This is a genomic window from Streptomyces sp. enrichment culture (assembly GCF_964272895.1).
Taxonomy (GTDB): Bacteria; Actinomycetota; Actinomycetes; order Streptomycetales; family Streptomycetaceae; genus Streptomyces.
This window is the reverse complement of sequence record NZ_OZ186832.1, coordinates 4,178,758-4,194,047: the sequence shown is the minus strand read 5'-3', so window position 1 is coordinate 4,194,047 and position 15,290 is coordinate 4,178,758. Positions and strand designations below refer to the sequence as shown.

At 71.2% G+C, this 15,290-nt stretch carries 20 protein-coding genes; 5 read left to right on the top strand and 15 right to left on the bottom strand.

Going from position 1 to position 15,290, the window contains the following annotated elements:
• Nucleotides 1-18 precede the first annotated feature (18 nt).
• Entirely contained in the window at nt 19-1,665 is a 1,647-nt protein-coding gene (locus tag ACSU6M_RS18950; RefSeq protein WP_437070935.1) for a threonine/serine ThrE exporter family protein, read from the top strand.
• Nucleotides 1,666-1,677: 12 nt separating this feature from the next.
• Here ACSU6M_RS18950 and ACSU6M_RS18945 read toward each other — a convergent pair whose 3' ends face one another.
• The gene (locus ACSU6M_RS18945; RefSeq protein WP_437070934.1) at nt 1,678-2,673 is read right to left on the bottom strand and encodes a DedA family protein; all 996 of its coding nucleotides are present in this window, start codon (nt 2,671-2,673) and stop codon (nt 1,678-1,680) included.
• Nucleotides 2,674-2,814: 141 nt separating this feature from the next.
• Here ACSU6M_RS18945 and ACSU6M_RS18940 point away from each other — a divergent pair, with 141 nt between their 5' ends.
• Nucleotides 2,815-3,180, top strand: a complete 366-nt coding sequence (locus tag ACSU6M_RS18940; RefSeq protein WP_437070933.1) for a YbjQ family protein — start codon at nt 2,815-2,817, stop codon at nt 3,178-3,180.
• Nucleotides 3,181-3,210: 30 nt separating this feature from the next.
• On the opposite strand, the gene ACSU6M_RS18935 is transcribed toward ACSU6M_RS18940, so the two are convergent.
• From ACSU6M_RS18935 to ACSU6M_RS18895, 9 genes are all read right to left on the bottom strand, one after another.
• Nucleotides 3,211-3,972, bottom strand: coding sequence for a MerR family transcriptional regulator (locus tag ACSU6M_RS18935; protein ID WP_437070932.1), 762 nt, complete (start codon nt 3,970-3,972; stop codon nt 3,211-3,213).
• 113 nt (nt 3,973-4,085) lie between these two features.
• Nucleotides 4,086-4,667 (bottom strand): WD40/YVTN/BNR-like repeat-containing protein, encoded by a 582-nt coding sequence (locus ACSU6M_RS18930; protein ID WP_437070931.1) that lies wholly within the window; start codon nt 4,665-4,667, stop codon nt 4,086-4,088.
• Entirely contained in the window at nt 4,643-5,341 is a 699-nt protein-coding gene (locus ACSU6M_RS18925) for a hypothetical protein (protein ID WP_437070930.1), read from the bottom strand. The genes ACSU6M_RS18930 and ACSU6M_RS18925 overlap by 25 nt, the downstream gene beginning before the upstream one ends.
• A gap of 145 nt (nt 5,342-5,486) precedes the next feature.
• The gene (locus ACSU6M_RS18920) at nt 5,487-6,215 is read right to left on the bottom strand and encodes an ABC transporter permease (protein WP_437075216.1); all 729 of its coding nucleotides are present in this window, start codon (nt 6,213-6,215) and stop codon (nt 5,487-5,489) included.
• Between the two features lie 35 nt (nt 6,216-6,250).
• Nucleotides 6,251-7,213 carry an ATP-binding cassette domain-containing protein gene (locus tag ACSU6M_RS18915; RefSeq protein WP_437070929.1) on the bottom strand — a complete coding sequence of 321 codons (963 nt, stop codon included), beginning with the start codon at nt 7,211-7,213 and terminating at the stop codon, nt 6,251-6,253.
• A 78-nt stretch (nt 7,214-7,291) separates the two neighbouring features.
• Nucleotides 7,292-7,933, bottom strand: a complete 642-nt coding sequence (locus ACSU6M_RS18910) for a PadR family transcriptional regulator (protein ID WP_437070928.1) — start codon at nt 7,931-7,933, stop codon at nt 7,292-7,294.
• A gap of 38 nt (nt 7,934-7,971) precedes the next feature.
• Nucleotides 7,972-8,520, bottom strand: a complete 549-nt coding sequence (locus tag ACSU6M_RS18905; RefSeq protein ID WP_437070927.1) for a DinB family protein — start codon at nt 8,518-8,520, stop codon at nt 7,972-7,974.
• A gap of 152 nt (nt 8,521-8,672) precedes the next feature.
• Complete coding sequence (locus tag ACSU6M_RS18900) at nt 8,673-10,133, bottom strand: aldehyde dehydrogenase family protein (RefSeq protein ID WP_437070926.1); 1,461 nt, start codon at nt 10,131-10,133, stop codon at nt 8,673-8,675.
• Between the two features lie 114 nt (nt 10,134-10,247).
• Complete coding sequence (locus tag ACSU6M_RS18895; protein ID WP_437075214.1) at nt 10,248-11,072, bottom strand: helix-turn-helix domain-containing protein; 825 nt, start codon at nt 11,070-11,072, stop codon at nt 10,248-10,250.
• 334 nt (nt 11,073-11,406) lie between these two features.
• Between ACSU6M_RS18895 and ACSU6M_RS18890 the strand changes: the two genes are divergently transcribed.
• On the top strand, nt 11,407-11,907 hold the full coding sequence (locus tag ACSU6M_RS18890; RefSeq protein WP_437070925.1) for an ATP-binding protein: 501 nt from the start codon (nt 11,407-11,409) through the stop codon (nt 11,905-11,907).
• Nucleotides 11,908-12,006: 99 nt separating this feature from the next.
• Here the strand turns inward: ACSU6M_RS18890 and ACSU6M_RS18885 are convergent, their stop codons facing one another.
• The 5 genes from ACSU6M_RS18885 to rpmG all read right to left on the bottom strand — a co-directional run bounded on the left by ACSU6M_RS18885 (nt 12,007) and on the right by rpmG (nt 14,599).
• On the bottom strand, nt 12,007-12,225 hold the full coding sequence (locus ACSU6M_RS18885) for a DUF397 domain-containing protein (protein WP_437075212.1): 219 nt from the start codon (nt 12,223-12,225) through the stop codon (nt 12,007-12,009).
• A 486-nt stretch (nt 12,226-12,711) separates the two neighbouring features.
• On the bottom strand, nt 12,712-12,945 hold the full coding sequence (gene rpsR, locus ACSU6M_RS18880; protein ID WP_437070924.1) for a 30S ribosomal protein S18: 234 nt from the start codon (nt 12,943-12,945) through the stop codon (nt 12,712-12,714).
• A gap of 6 nt (nt 12,946-12,951) precedes the next feature.
• Nucleotides 12,952-14,178, bottom strand: a complete 1,227-nt coding sequence (locus ACSU6M_RS18875; protein ID WP_437070923.1) for a CobW family GTP-binding protein — start codon at nt 14,176-14,178, stop codon at nt 12,952-12,954.
• Complete coding sequence (locus ACSU6M_RS18870; RefSeq protein ID WP_437070922.1) at nt 14,178-14,426, bottom strand: type B 50S ribosomal protein L31; 249 nt, start codon at nt 14,424-14,426, stop codon at nt 14,178-14,180. Before ACSU6M_RS18870 ends, ACSU6M_RS18875 begins: the two co-directional genes overlap by 1 nt.
• An 8-nt stretch (nt 14,427-14,434) precedes the next feature.
• Nucleotides 14,435-14,599 carry a 50S ribosomal protein L33 gene (gene rpmG, locus ACSU6M_RS18865; protein ID WP_003999141.1) on the bottom strand — a complete coding sequence of 55 codons (165 nt, stop codon included), beginning with the start codon at nt 14,597-14,599 and terminating at the stop codon, nt 14,435-14,437.
• 62 nt (nt 14,600-14,661) lie between these two features.
• Here rpmG and rpmB point away from each other — a divergent pair, with 62 nt between their 5' ends.
• Together rpmB and rpsN are read left to right on the top strand one after the other, a co-directional pair.
• Nucleotides 14,662-14,898: a 50S ribosomal protein L28 gene (rpmB, locus tag ACSU6M_RS18860; RefSeq protein ID WP_437070921.1), complete on the top strand. Its 237-nt coding sequence runs from the start codon at nt 14,662-14,664 to the stop codon at nt 14,896-14,898.
• On the top strand, nt 14,898-15,203 hold the full coding sequence (gene rpsN, locus ACSU6M_RS18855; RefSeq protein ID WP_437070920.1) for a 30S ribosomal protein S14: 306 nt from the start codon (nt 14,898-14,900) through the stop codon (nt 15,201-15,203). Before rpmB ends, rpsN begins: the two co-directional genes overlap by 1 nt.
• The last annotated feature ends 87 nt before the right edge of the window (nt 15,204-15,290 follow it).

Sequence of the window (15,290 nt, the reverse complement as noted above, 5' to 3'; positions counted from 1 at the left end):
CAGGGAGCGCTGCTTTAAGTGACGGAAGCGGAGGACCGCAAACCGCAGTCGGACGAGGCGAGGAGCGCGTTCACACCGCCGCCCGGCGTGGAACCGGCCGGCGTCTCGGACTCGGAGTCGTCGACGACGTCGGAGTTCGCCGTCCCACGGGGACTCGACGTCCAGCCGCCGGGCGAGGCGGAACCCGAGGGGTCGGCGTTCAGCCTGCCCCGCACCTACAACGCCAAGGCCGCGCCGCCCGCGTTCACCCCGGCGACCGGCATACCGGTGGTGAGCCTGACCAAGGGCGTGCCCTGGCAGGACCGGATGCGCACCATGCTGCGGATGCCGGTGGCCGATCGTCCCGCGCCCGAGCCGGTGCAGCGGACGGAGGAGGGCGGCCCGGCCGTCCCGCGGGTGCTCGACCTGACGCTGCGGCTCGGTGAGCTGCTGCTCGCGGGCGGCGAGAGCGCCGAGGACGTGGAGACGGCGATGTTCGCCGTGTGCCGCTCCTACGGCCTGGACCGCTGCGAGCCCAACGTCACCTTCACCCTGCTGTCGATCTCCTATCAGCCGTCGCTGGTGGACGACCCGGTGTCCGCGGCGCGGACCGTGCGGCGCCGCGGCACCGACTACACGCGGCTCGCGGCCGTCTTCCGGCTGGTGGACGACATCTGCGATCCGGAGACGCATGTCTCGCTGGAGGAGGCATACGGACGCCTCGCGGAGATCCGCCGCAACCGGCACCCCTATCCGACCTGGGCGCTGACCCTGGCGAGCGGGCTGCTGGCGGGCGCGGCCTCGATGCTGGTGGGCGGTGACGCGATCGTGTTCTTCGCGGCCGCGCTGGGCGCGATGCTCGGCGACCGGCTGGCATGGCTGTGCGCGGGGCGCGGGCTGCCGGAGTTCTACCAGTTCACGGTCGCCGCGATGCCCCCGGCGGCGATCGGGGTCGCTCTGACGCTGGCCCACGTCGATGTGAAGGCATCCGCCGTCATCACCGGTGGGCTGTTCGCGCTGCTGCCCGGGCGGGCGCTGGTGGCGGGCGTGCAGGACGGGCTGACCGGCTTCTACATCACCGCCGCCGCGCGTCTGCTGGAGGTCATGTACCTCTTCGTGGGCATCGTCGTCGGCGTGCTGGTGATGCTGTACTTCGGCGTCCAGCTCGGCGCCCAGCTCAACCCCGACGCCGCTCTCAGCATCAGCGAGCGGCCCGTCGTGCAGATCGTCGCCTCGATGCTGCTGTCCCTGACCTTCGCCGTGCTGCTCCAGCAGGAACGGTCCACCGTGGTCGCGGTCACGCTGAACGGCGGGGTCGCCTGGTCGGTGTACGGCGCGATGCACTACGCCGGTGATCTGTCGCCGGTGGCCTCCACCGCCGTGGCCGCGGGGGTGGTGGGCCTGTTCGGGCAGCTGCTGTCCCGCTACCGGTACGCCTCGGCGCTGCCGTACACGACCGCCGCGATCGGGCCGCTGCTGCCCGGTTCCGCGACCTACTTCGGGCTGCTGTCCATCGCGCAGAACGAGGTGGACAAGGGGCTCGGGTCGCTGACCAAGGCGGCGGCCCTGGCCATGGCGATCGCGATCGGCGTGAATCTGGGGGCCGAGGTGTCGCGGTTGTTCCTGCGGGTTCCCGCGGGCGCCGGGGGCGGACGCAAGGCGGCCAAGCGCACCCGCGGGTTCTAGCGACCGGCTCGCCTAGCGGTACTGCTGGTCCCCCTGGTTGTAGGGGTACGGGTACTGCTGCTGCTGGGGATTCTGCTGGTGGTACGGGTCGTACGGCTGCTGCGCGTACTGCTGCTGGTCGTAGCCGCCCTGGTCGTAGCCGCCTTGGTCGTAGCCGCCCTGGTGCCGGCCGTACTGCTGCTGGTCGTACTGCTGCTGGTCGTACTGCTGCTGGTCGTACTGCGGGTCGTAGTGGCCGTACGGCTGCTGCTCGGGAGCCTCGTCGACGCGGCGCAGCTGGGTCGTGGCGTCGTCCATGGGCTGGTACTGCTGGTACGGCTGCTGGGGGGCCGCCTGCTGCGGGGTCGCGTGCCGGCGGGCCGGCTCGGCGGGGCGCTGCGGGTTCTTCTTGGCCTGGGAGCGGGCCTTGAGGAACTCGATGATGATCGGCACGACGGAGAGCAGGACGATCAGGATGAGGATCGCCTCGATGTTCTTCTTGACGAAGTCGATGCCGCCCAGCCACGAGCCGAGCAGGGTGACTCCGGCACCCCAGAGGATGCCGCCGACCACGTTGAAGATCAGGAACGAGCGGTACCGCATCCCGCTGACGCCGGCGATGATCGGCGTGAACGTGCGCACGATGGGCACGAAGCGGGCCAGGACCAGCGACTTCGGGCCGTACTTCTCGAAGAACTCGTGCGCCTTGGTGACGTTCTCCTGCTTGAACAGGCGGGAGTCGGGGCGGTTGAACAGGGACGGGCCGACCTTCTTGCCGAACATGTAGCCCGCCTGGTCGCCGAGGATCGCGGCGATGCAGATCAGCACGATCGCCGCCCACAGCGGGAAGTCCAGCTGCTCGGAGGTGATCAGCAGGCCCGCGGTGAACAGCAGGGAGTCGCCCGGCAGAAAGAAGCCGATGAGCAGCCCGGACTCGGCGAAGACGATCAGGAGCAGGCCCCAGATGCCGAAGGTGTCGAGCAGGTAGTTCGGATCGAGCCAGCTCGGTCCGAGGGCGAGCGTCGTCACGGTTCCGGGCTCCAGAGGGGTGAGGGGAAGTACGGCGGCGTGCGGTACGGCCGGTCAACGCTATCAACGCCCAGCGCCCGCCCCGGGTTCCACCTGACCTCCAGGATGCACCGCGCGGGCACGGGCACCAAGCTGTGCACCATGGGCATCGAAGACTACGGCGGCGGCCAGGGCCCCCAGCCGGACGTACTGGTCGTGACGACGAACGACGTTCCCGGATACCGCGTCGAGCAGGTGATCGGCGAGGTGTTCGGCCTGACGGTCCGCTCCCGCCATCTGGGCAGCCAGATCGGCGCGGGGCTGAAGTCACTGGTCGGCGGTGAGCTCAAGGGGCTCACCAAGACCCTGGTGGAGACCCGCAACCAGGCCATGGAACGCCTGGTGGAGCAGGCACGCGCGCGGGGTGCCAACGCCGTACTCGCGTTCCGTTTCGACGTGACGGACGCGGCGGACGTCGGCACCGAGGTGTGCGCGTACGGGACGGCGGTGGTCCTGACCCGGGAGTGATCCCCTGTGCCACTCCCGGGCCGGGACGGTCTACGCGGAGTGACGGGCGGCGTTGGCGACGATCGCGTCCCGCATGTACACCGCGAGGCCCGGCCTGGCCTTGTCGATGTTCCGCGTGAAGCGCTCGTCCGAGACGTACATCTCACCCAGGCAGGTGTGCATCTCGTAACCGCATTCGAAGTGGTTGCGGGACATCCACTGGCGGGCTTCCTCGGCGGCGTCCATCGCCGCCGGGGAGTCGGCCGGCTCACCGGCCTCCATCAGGGCGACGAACCGCTGGTTGACCTCGTCGTACTCGCGCTGGATCCGCTGCCAGTCCTCCTTGGTGTACGAGGCCGCCCGCTGCTGCGACTGCCGGTAGGCGTCGGTGTTCCCCCAGCGCTGCTGGACCTCGTCCTGGTACTGGTCCGGGTCGTAGTCCCCGAACACCTCGAACTTCTCCTCGGGCGTGAGGTTGATTCCCATCGTGCGTGCCTCCATGGCGTGCTCCACGGCCGCCGCCATCTTGCGCAGCTTCTCGATCCGGGCGGTCAGCAGTCCGTGCTGCCTGCGCAGGTGTTCGCGCGGGTCCGCGTCCGGGTCGTCGAGCAGGGCGGCGACCTCGTCGAGCGGGAAGCCGAGCTCGCGGTAGAACAGGATCTGCTGCAGCCGGTCGAGGTCGCCGTCGCTGTAGCGCCGGTGACCCGCGCGGTTGCGCTCGCTCGGGGCGAGCAGGCCGATGTCGTCGTAGTGGTGCAGCGTGCGCACCGTGACCCCGGCGAACCCGGCGACCTGTCCCACGGAGTAGCTCACTTCCGCTCCCTTCTCGGTACGCACTCCACGGTGCGCCCTCACGTGACGTGAGGTGCAAGCCGCATTTTTCCTGCGGATGCCCGGCCTCCCGCGCTGCGGCGCCGCGCGTCGGCTCATCCCCCTCCCGGCCGGAAGGCGTGCCAGTGGACGCCGTCCGCGGATATGCGGTGGGCGCCGTTGCCGTAGCTGTCGGTCCACAGCCAGCCGAGCGGGGTGCGGTGCGCCGCGCCGGACGGGCCTCGGCCGCGGGTGCCCCGGAAGGTGCGGGCGCCGTCGGTGCTGTGCCAGACGCCTCTTTCGGAGTGGACGGTGAGGCTGTGGTCGTCGGCGGCGACGACGCCGAGGACGGAGAGCGGTTCGACACCCGCGCGGTAGCTCCACACCCGCGTCCAGGTGGTGCCGCCGTCGGTGCTGCGGTGCAGGGCGAGCAGGCCGTTCTTCACGCCTTCGCGGGCCGGCAGCGGGCCGGACTGGACCGCGTAGAGCGCGTTCGGGCCCGCGACCACCCAGGGCGCCCGGCCCGTGGCCGCCGGGTCGGTGAGGCGGCTCGGGCGCCAGGTGCGGCCGCGGTCGTCGCTGAGGGCGAGGGCGGGCAGGCCGGTGTCCGGGTCCTCGGCGGCCACGAACAGCGCGTCCGGCGCGATGTCACCCGCCGGGGACAGGATGCCCGTCAGCGGTGGACGGCCGCGCAGCACGCGGTGCTCGCCGGTGTCCGGCAGGACGGCCAGGAGCCGGTTGCGGGCGCAGCCGTCGCCGTCCTCGTCCGGCTCCAGGCACTGGGGCACGAGCGGTGCGCCCACGGGGACGGAGGCCGTGCCGCCCGTCGGCCGTGTCGTGCCGCGCTGCCAGGTGCGGCCCGCGTCGCGGGTGAACCAGGTGCGGTCGGGCCGGCCCGGCCCGGCCGCGCGGTGCCCTCGGTGATCAGCGCCCGGCCCGGCCCCAGCACGGTGAGCCCGGCGGTGACGCCCGCGTCGGGCGGCAGGACGGGCAGCGGTGACTCGGCCGTGCGCCATCCGCCGGCACCCGCGTCCAGTACGGCCACCCCCTGACGGCATCCGGTGCCGCCGCAGTCGGCGAGCAGGGTGAAGCCGCTGCCGTCGGCGGCGAAGCCGGTCGCGTGCGACCAGCCGGGCAGGCCGGTGGCCGACGGGATCCGCGGCAGCGCGCCCGCGTCGGTCGGCCCGACCGGGCTGCCGCGACTGCCCTGGCCTCGGGGGCTCCCCGCCCGCTGCCCGCCCCCGTCGGGCGGTGTGCAGGCCGCGCACAGCGCCAGCAGCGCGAGCAGCACACCGCACGCCGTCCACAGCCTCGCCCACGGCCCTGGTCCTCGTGGCCGCGTCTCCTCACCGGTCATGTCCCCACCGGTCATGTCCCCCTCCGATCCGCTCCGGTCCGCGATGGCCCGGTCGCTGCTTCTGGTACACCGCGGACCGGCTCGGGGTTCCCGGTTTCCGGCGAGGACTTCGAAACGCGTGTCCCGGCAGCCCCCCGCCGGGGGCCGCGGCTCAGTCGGCCTACTTGCTCAGCCGCCCGAACCGCCGTACCGCCAGGGGGAAGAACACCGCCAGCAGTGCCAGCGGCCACGCCACCGCCGCCCAGACGTGCCCGGTGTCGACCGGGCCGCCGCCGAACAGGTCGCGCACCGCGCTCGCGGTGTGGGACAGGGGGTTCCGCTCGACGGCCGTGCCCAGCCAGTCGGGCATGGAGTGGGGTGCGGCGAGGGCGTTGGAGAGGAAGCCGACGGGCCAGACCAGGATCTGGACGGCCTGGACCATCTCCGGCTTCCCGGCGACGAGGGCCAGGTGGATGCCGATCCAGAGCATGGCGAACCGGAAGAGCAGCAGCAGGCCCATGGCCGCGCAGAAGCCCCCGAGGCCGCCGTGCACCCGCCAGCCGAGGGCGTACCCGACGCCCGACAGGACGGCGAGCACCAGCGCCGACTGGAGCATGTCGGCTGCGGACCGGCCCACCAGCACCGCCCCGTCGGCCATCGGCATGGAGCGGAAGCGGTCGATGACGCCCTTGTCGAGGTCCTGGGTGACGGCGATCATCGTGCCCTCCAGGCCGAAGGCCATGGTGAGGGCGAGCATGCCGGGGATCAGATAGTCGACGTAGGAGCCGCTGACGCCCCGGCCGCCGCCCATGAGGTAGCCGAACATCAGCAGCAGCATCACGGGGAAGGCCAGGTTCACCGCGACCTGCGCCGGCTGCCGTGCCCAGTGGGCGAGTTCGCGGCGGGTCATGGTCCAGGAGTCGGCCACGACGTATCCGTACGCGCTCACACGGCCTCCTTCACTCGGTTCTCGTCGCCCGTCAGGTGCAGGAACACCTCGTCGAGCGTGGGGCGTCGCAGGGCGATGTCCTCGGCGTCGACGCCGGCCGCCTCCAGGGCCCGTACGACGCCGGAGAGTGCCGTCATGCGGTCGGTGACGGGGGCGCTGAGCAGGCGCCGGTCGGGGTCGACGCAGACGGCGCCCTTGTCGATGCCGGCCGGCAACAGGGCGACGGCCGCGCCCAGTTGTCCGGCGTCGCGCAGGACGACGTCGATGCGGTCGGCGCCGATGGCCGACTTGAGTTCGTCGGGTGTGCCGTCGGCGACGACCCGGCCGGAGTCGACGACCGAGACGCGGTCGGCGAGCTGGTCGGCCTCCTCCAGGTACTGCGTGGTGAGCAGGACCGTCGTACCGCCGCCCACGAGGGAGCGGACCGCGCTCCACACCTCGGCGCGGCCGCGGGGGTCGAGGCCGGTGGTGGGTTCGTCCAGGAAGAGCACCTCCGGGTCGGTGATGAGGGAGGCGGCGAGGTCGAGGCGGCGCCGCATGCCGCCGCTGTACTGCTTGACCGCCTTGCGTCCGGTGTCGGTGAGGCCGAAGCGCTCCAGGAGCTCGTCGGCGCGCACGCGCGCGTGCCGGGCGCCCAGGTGGTAGAGGCGGCCGAACATCTCCAGGTTCTGGCGGCCGCCCAGCTCCTCGTCGAGGGCCGCGTGCTGGCCGAGCAGGCCGATGCGCAGGCGGACCTCGCGCGCGTGGGTCACCACGTCGTGGCCGGCCACCTGGATGCGGCCGCCGTCCGGCCGCAGCAGCGTGGACAGGATCCGCACCAGGGTCGTCTTGCCGGCGCCGTTGGGACCGAGCACCCCGCGCACCGTGCCGCGCGGCACCACGAGGTCCAGCCCGTCCAGCGCCTTCTTGTCTCCGTATGCCTTGCGCGCGCCTTCGACGGCGATCGCCGCATCGGTCACTGGCCACCCACTCTCTCGCTAGTCAAAGTTGACTACTCGGGGAAAGGTATCCCCGAGAGGCGCAGAAGTCAAACTTGATTAGCGCGCATCTCCCGGATGCGCCTCACCCGTCGCGTGCGGGTTCTCCTGATCCTCCGCCAGGATGCCGACGAACGGCTCGCCCTCGCCCGCAAAGGTGTACGCCCCGCCCTCGATCCGCTCGATGAGCCCGCGCGTCCACTCGGCCTCGGCGTCGGCCGTGTGGATCCACAGGTTCATGATCTCGCCGATGTGACCGAGCTGTTCGGGGCCGTCCTCGGGCACATAGTGCTCGGTGACGGCCCCGCGCCACTCCTCGATCCGGCGGATGCGCTCCTTGAGCAGGGCGACCGCCTCGGCGCGCGGCAGATCGACCATGAAGCCGATGGCGGTGGACTTGATGTCCATCTTCTGGTCATAGTCGGCCAGCGCCTCGCGGACCATGCCGAGGTACTCCTCGACACCGCGGTCGGTGATCTCGTACTCCGTGCGCGGCGGGCCGCCCGCGGTGGAGGGGGCGATCTCGTGCGCGTGCAGCAGCCCCTGTTTCGCCATCTGCTTCAGGGCGTGGTAGATCGAGCCGGGCTTGGCGTTGGACCACTCGTGCGCACCCCAGTACTCCAGGTCGTTGCGCACCTGGTAGCCGTGGGCCCGCCCGTGCTGGCGGACCGCGCCGAGCACGAGGAGACGGATCGCTGACATGGGGCCAGCGTAGAGCCCCTGGCCCCGGCGGCTTGCGGTCAGCCCCAGGATGTGCCCTGCTCCTCGGCCACCAGCTCGAAGGCCGTCCTGCCGTCCAGGGACTCCCGGATGATGTCGGCGTGGCCGGCGTGCCGGGCGATCTCCTCGACGAGGTGGAGCATCAGCCAGCGCATCGAGACCCGGCCGTCCTCGGGGAACCAGGGCGCGCGGGGCAGCGGGAAGGTGTCGTCCAGCGACGGAACCGAACGGATGAACTCCTCCGTCTCCCGCGCCACCCCGTCCCAGAAGGCCAGCGTCTCCGCGACCGTCTCGCCCTCGCCGAGCCGGAAGCCCTCGGCCCAGGTGTCCTCGGTCCGGGCCCGCTCGTTGGGCTTCTGCTGGGCCATCCGCAGCCAGGTCAGCTCCACCTCGGCGACATGCTTGAGCAGCCCGGACAGGGACAGCTCGCTGGCGCTGGGCGTGCGCGCCGCCTGCTCGTCGGTCAGTCCGAGCAGCGCCCGGCGCACCCCGCCGCGCTGTGCCTCGACGAAGGCCAGGAGCGCGCCGCGCTCGTCACCGTGGGCCTCGGCGGAAACGTGAGTGGGCATGGGCGGCCACCTTTCGCGGTCGGTGCGGTTCTTCGGAACAACCACGACGCTACGGGTGCTTGCGGTCAGGTTCTGTCCTCAAGGGTCCGTGTCGAAGGGAAAGACCGCCGCGCAGACGCTTCGCCCGACGCCCTGCGACGCCGGGGCGCCGCTCAGAAGGGGAACCGGCTCCTGACGTGCTGCACCGAGATCCACTTCAGGGACGTGAACGCGTCGACCGTGGACTCGCCGTTCAGGCGTCCCACCCCGGAGCTCTTCTCACCGCCGAAGGGGACCTGGGGCTCGTCGTGGACGGTGCCGTCGTTCACATGGAACATGCCCGTGTCGATGCGCTGGGCGAACCGCACGCCGCGCTCGACGTCCGCGGTGTGCACGGCGCCGCTGAGGCCGTAGGGGGTGTCGTTGACCAGGCGTACGGCCTCCTCCTCGCCGTCGAAGGGGACGAGGAAGGCGACGGGGCCGAAGACCTCCTGCCGCAGCAGCGAGGAGTCCGCCGGGACGTCGGTGAGGACGGAGGGCTCGACGAGGTTCTCGCGGGTGGTGCCGCGCACCAGCGCGGTGGCGCCCTCGGCGACCGCCTGCTCGACGACCCCGGTGATCGACTCCGCCTGCGAGGAGTTGATCACCGGGCCGATGACGGTCTCGGGGTCGCGCGGGTCGCCCGCCTTCAGGCCCTTGACCCTGGCGACGAACTTCTCGGTGAACTCCTCGGCCACCGACCGGTCCACCAGGACCCGGTTGGCGGCCATGCAGACCTGGCCCTGATGGACGTACCGGCTGAAGACGGCCGCGTCGACGGCGTAGTCGATGTCGGCGTCGTCGAGGACGACGAGCGCGCTGTTGCCGCCCATCTCCAGGACCGTGCGCTTGAAGTGGGAGGCGCAGACGGTGGCGACGTGGCGGCCGACCTTGTCGGAGCCGGTGAAGGAGATGACCTTGGGTACGGGGTGCTCGATGAAGGCGTCGCCTATCTCGGCGATGTCGGTGACGACGACGTTGAGCACCCCGGCCGGCAGACCCGCGTCCTCGAAGATCTTCGCGAGCAGGGTGCCGCCGGTGACCGGGGTGTCCTGGTGCGGCTTGAGGACCACGCCGTTGCCGAGCGCGAGGGCGGGGGCGACGGACTTCAGCGACAGGAAGAAGGGGACGTTGAAGGGGCTGATGACGCCCACCACGCCGACGGGGACGCGGTAAAGGCGGTTCTCCTTGCCGTCGGCGGGCGAGGGGACGATCCGGCCCTCGGGGCGGGTGGCCACGCCCACCGCCTCGCGCAGCATCTGCTTGGCGAGGTGGAGCTCGAAGGCGGCCTTGCCCCGGGTGCCGCCGGTCTCGGCGACGATCACCTCGGCGATCTCCGCCTCGCGCTCCTCCACCAGCCGCAGCGCCTTCTCCAGCACCGCCTGCCGGGCGAAGGCGCCCGCCTCGGCCCACTCCCGCTGCGCCCGCGCGGCCGCGCGGTACGCCTGATCGACCTCGTCGACCGTGGCGATGGTGATCGAGGCCAGCTTCTCACCGTCGTACGGGTTGAAGTCGATGATGTCCCAGGAGCCGGAGCCCGGACGCCACTCGCCGTCGATGTACTGCTGAGCCAGGTCGCTGAACCAGGACGACATGTGATCCCTCAATCCCCTGCCGCTGAAGCAGTCGAAGCGGTCGAGCGGTCACGGCAGAAGGCGCGGACACCCGAACGGCCTCACGGTCTGATCACGCGTCATCGTACTTGTGTTTCAAGACAGTTGAAGGAGACCTCGGAGAAGATCCCGGCTCTCGTCCGGTCCGGGGCTGTCGTTCTGCAGCTCCTTCAGCGCCGACTCGTACTGGGCGACGTCCTCCGGTTTGTCGAGGTAGAGGGCGCTGGTGAGCTGCTCCAGGTAGACCACGTCCGACAGGTCGGACTCGGGGAAGCTGAGGATGGTGAAGGCGCCGCTCTCCCCGGAGTGCCCGCCGAAGCTGAACGGCATGATCTGGAGCCGCACATTGGGGCGTTCGGAGATCTCGATGAGGTGCTGGAGCTGGCCGCGCATCACCGCGCGGTCGCCGTACGGGCGGCGCAGGGCGGCCTCGTCGAGGACGATGTGGAAGTCGGGGGCGCTCTCGGCGACGAGATGCTTCTGCCGCTCCAGACGCAGGGCCACGCGCCGCTCGACGTCCGCCTCGCTCGCGCCCTTCATGCCGCGCCGCACCACCGCGCGCGCGTAGTCCTCGGTCTGCAGCAGTCCGTGCACGAACTGCACCTCGTAGGCACGGATCAGCGAGGCCGCGCCCTCCAACCCCACGTAGGTCGGGAACCAGTTGGGCAGCACGTCGGAGTAACTGTGCCACCAGCCCGCGACATTGGCCTCACGGGCGAGCGAGACCAGCGCATTGCGCTCGGCCTCGTCGGTGACGCCGTACAGCGTCAGCAGGTCCTCGACGTCCCTCGTCTTGAAGCTCACCCGGCCCAGCTCCATCCGGCTGATCTTCGACTCGGAGGCGCGGATCGAGTAACCCGCCGCCTCGCGGGTGATCCCGCGCGCCTCGCGCAGTCGCCTGAGTTGCGAGCCGAGCAGCATCCGCCGCACCACCGATCCGGGCTCTCCCGCGCTCACGTTCGCCGCCTCCCCAACCGTCTTCAGGGCCCGCAGTCTGCCACTAAAACACTCCGAGCAGTACTCGCCCGATTACGGAGACGGAAAGAAGCCAAAGATTCAACTGCGAACCAGTGCGGCAGGTGACCGGGAGGCGGCCGGAAGGTGGCAGAAAAAATGGCCAAGAAGCGGTACGGGGCTGACCAATTCGGTCACGTGCACGTGCATCTGCCCTTGCATCTGCTCTGAGCATCCGAAACCATGGTCCCGCGCCACCGCTGCATCGCAACGACCGCGAATTACCGGGGGAGTGCCTCGCATGGGGACGAATGGATCGACCATGCTCGAGCCGTTAAGGCAGGGCCTTCCACCACTGGATCCGGCAGCTGTGTCCAGCGCCGCCTCCTGCGCTCTGCCCGCCCGCTACGAAGCGGTGCGCGAGGCACGGCAGTTCACCCGCGGCACCCTCGACCAGTGGGAGCTCGGCGAACGCTTCGACGACGTCTGCCTGGTGGTCTCCGAACTCGTCACCAACGCCCTGCGGCACGCGCTGCCGCAGGGCGGTCCGTGCGCCGGGCAGCAGCAGGACCCCTCCGTGCGGCTGCATCTGATGCGGTGGACCGAGCGGCTGGTGTGCGCGGTGCGCGACCCCAGCACCGAGGGTCCGGTCACACGCGCCACGGACGACTTCTCGGCCGAGTCGGGGCGCGGGCTGTTCCTGGTCGACTCCTTCAGCGACAGCTGGGGCTGGCACCCGCTGGCCGGCACGCTGAGCGGAAAGGTGGTCTGGGCGCTGTTCCGGCTTCAGCCGGACGCGTGAGGCGCCGCGGCACGTCCACGGTCGCGGCTCTACGCGCGTCAGGGCGCCCAGCACTCCTTCGGCACCCGTTCCTCAGCCCGCATCCTTCGGCATCGTTCCTCAGCCCGCGATCAGGTGGTCGAACTCCCCGTCCTTGACCCCGAGGAGCATCGCCTCGATCTCGGCGCGGGTGTACACCAGCGCCGGTCCGTCGGGGTAGTTGGAGTTGCGCACCGCCACGCGGCCGCCCGGCAGCCGGGCGAACTCCACGCACGATCCCTGCGAATTGCTGTGGCGGCTCTTCTGCCAGGCCACGTCCCGCAGCTTCGTCGCCGCCATGCCGTTGTACACGTCGTGGTCCACAGATCGCTCCCCGGTGGTGCACTGGCTGGTGTGGCCATTGATGCAGTGGTCAACTGAGCCGGATCATAACGTTGTTCATGTGCAGATGCATGGGCAGATGCACGTGCACGCGGGGTGGTCCTGCGGTTACAGCCTCGCCGGGCCCCTCATGCCGGGCCTTTCAGCGCCTTCCCCAGGGATCGCACGGCATGCGACCTCCATCCCCCGTCCGTGATCTTCCGCGTCATGAGCTGTGCCGGATCGACCGGATCGAATCCTTCGCGCACTAGGAAGAGACGCATTTCGCGGCCTTCCTGTTCCAGGGTCCGGGTGGGTGTTCTGTCCGCCGGATTGTCCGGATCGGCGTCGGTGTCCCCCTCGGGGCGGCGGAGGCGCCGCGTCCGCGTCCATGACGAAGGCGGGAGGCCCCCACGTGTCGTCCGTGGGGGCCTCCCGCCTGTGGTCCGCGGGGCCGTCAGCGCCTCACCTGGCGGCGTACGGCAGCAGCGCCATCTCCCGGGCGTTCTTGATCGCGCGGGCCAGCTGCCGCTGCTGCTGCGCGGAGACGCGGGTCACCCGGCGGCTGCGGATCTTGCCGCGGTCGGAGATGAACCGGCGCAGCAGGTCGGTGTCCTTGTAGTCGATGTAGGTGACGCCGGCCTGGTCCAGCGGGTTGGGGCGGTTCTTCGCGGGCTTGCGCTCGCCTTTGCGGGGCATGGGGGTTCAAACCTCCAGAAGGGTGTCGAAGGGGTGCGGCAGTTGCCGCCAGGCGTCGCGTCCGGCCGCGTACTCGGCGTCGGTGAGCAGGCAGGACTCCAGCAGGTGCGCCAGGCCGTCGCGGTCCAGGCCGGGAGAGGTGAACACCAGGTGCTGGCAGCGGTCGCCGTGCTCGGGGTGCCAGTCCAGCGCGGCGGCGGCGCGGCGCACCGGCGGCACCATCTCCCAGGCCGCGTCGGGCAGGGAGGCCAGCCACGGGCCCGCGCTCTCCACGCACAGGGCGCCGCCGGCGGCGTCCCAGTGCAGCAGCGTGTCCGGCTTGTCGGCGAGCCAGAACCGGCCCCGGCTGCGGGCGGCCGCGCAGGTCAGGTCCTCCAGGGCCGCGTAGAGCCGCTCCGGGTGGAAGGGGCGGTGGCGGCGCCAGACGAAGGTGGACACGCCGTGCGCGTCGGCCTCGGCGGGCAGCAGGGCGCAGGCCGGGTGCTGGGCGGCGGCCGCGGCCTCCACGTCGAAGCCCGCGAGGGCGGCTCGGGCGAGCGGGGAGCGAGGGGCGGACGCGGGGGCGGGGGTGGGGGTGGCGGTGGGGTCGGGTGCGGGGAGCTGGGATGCACGTGCGGATTCGGGTGCCGCTTCCTGTGCCTGCGCGGGGCCGATCCGCACCCGCCGGGCCGTCGGATGCAGCTGGGCCAGCAGCTCGCGGTCCTCGTCGTCGGCCTCCTCCGAGTCGGCCACGGCGAGGACGGGGGCGTACTCCAGCTGGCGCGCGAAGGTGTCGGCGACGGTGCGCTGGTCGGTGGCGGCCGCGGCGAGGCCGCGCTCGGCGAGGTCGTCGCCGTTGCCGAGGTACGGCAGCAGCAGCGCCGGGTCGACGGCGGTGATCACGCCGGTGACGGTGAGGCCGCCGGCGGTGATCACCTCCGCCATCGCCTTGGGTTCGACCGAGTCCCACAGCTCGACGACCGCGAGCGGGGCGGTGCCCGCGTCCCGGATGCGCTCCAGCTCCGGCACCAGGTCCTCGCGCAGGGCGCAGCAGGCGCAGTCGTTGACGAGCGGGGTCTCGCCCCTGTCGAGCAGCCCGGTGGCGTCCCGGACGGTCCGTACGACCGTGCCCGCCGGGGCCGTGGCCAGGTCGTGGTGGAGCACGACACTGCCGGGCACGTCGGCGAGGAGCTGGTCGACGGCGGCCTTGCGGGCGTCGGCGTGCAGCCCGCCGACGATCACGACGGACAGCATCAGCCCTTCTTCCCGTACCGGCGTTCGAAGCGCTCGACGCGTCCCGCGGTGTCCAGGACGCGGGCGGTGCCGGTGTAGAAGGGGTGGCTGACGTTCGAGATCTCGACGTCCACGACCGGGTAGGTGTTGCCGTCCTCCCACTCGATCGTCTTCTCGCTCGTCATCGTCGAGCGGGTGAGGAAGGCGTGGTTCGCGGCGCGGTCGCGGAAGACGACCGGGCCGTAGGGCGGGTGGATTCCCTCGCGCATGGCGGTGATCAGCGCTCCTCTCGGAAGTCGACGTGGCGGCCGACGACCGGGTCGTACTTGCGCAGGGTCATGCGGTCCGGGTCGTTGCGGCGGTTCTTGCGGGTCACGTAGGTGTAGCCGGTCCCGGCCGTGGACCGGAGTTTGATGACCGGGCGGAGTTCGTTGCGTGCCATGCCGCTATGCTACTGAAAATGATTCCCATTTACACAACGGCTCCGAGAGAGGTGCATCACCCGTGTCCGCGCACTGCATGCTGACCGGCGCACAGCCCGGCTTCGGCAACAACATCTCCCACTCCCACCGGCGGACCTCCCGCCGCTTCGACCCCAACATCCAGACCAAGCGCTACTGGCTGCCGAGCGAGGGCCGCCATGTACGGCTGAGGCTGAGCGCGAGGGCGATCAAGACGGTCGACACGATCGGCGTCGAGGCGGCCGTGGCCCGCATCCGCGCGCGCGGGGTGAAGATCTGATGGCCAAGAAGAGCAAGATCGCGAAGAACGAGAAGCGGCAGCAGACCGTCGCCCGGTACGCCGCCCGGCGGGCCGAGCTGAAGGAGATCATCCGCAGGCCGTCGTCGACCGAGGCCGAACGGCTCGCCGCCCAGCAGGAGCTGCGCCGGCAGCCGCGCGACGCCAGCGCCACGCGCGTACGCAACCGGGACCAGGTGGACGGCCGCCCGCGCGGATACTTCCGCGCCTTCGGGCTCTCCCGTGTGTCCCTGCGCGAGCAGGCGCACGCGGGGTATCTGCCGGGGGTGCGCAAGTCGTCCTGGTAGCCGCCGGTGTGCCCGACGTCATAGGCCCGCCCGCGGTTACGGGCTGGTAGCTTGCTGCGCGTTCTGGCGACCGACCGGCTCACCCTG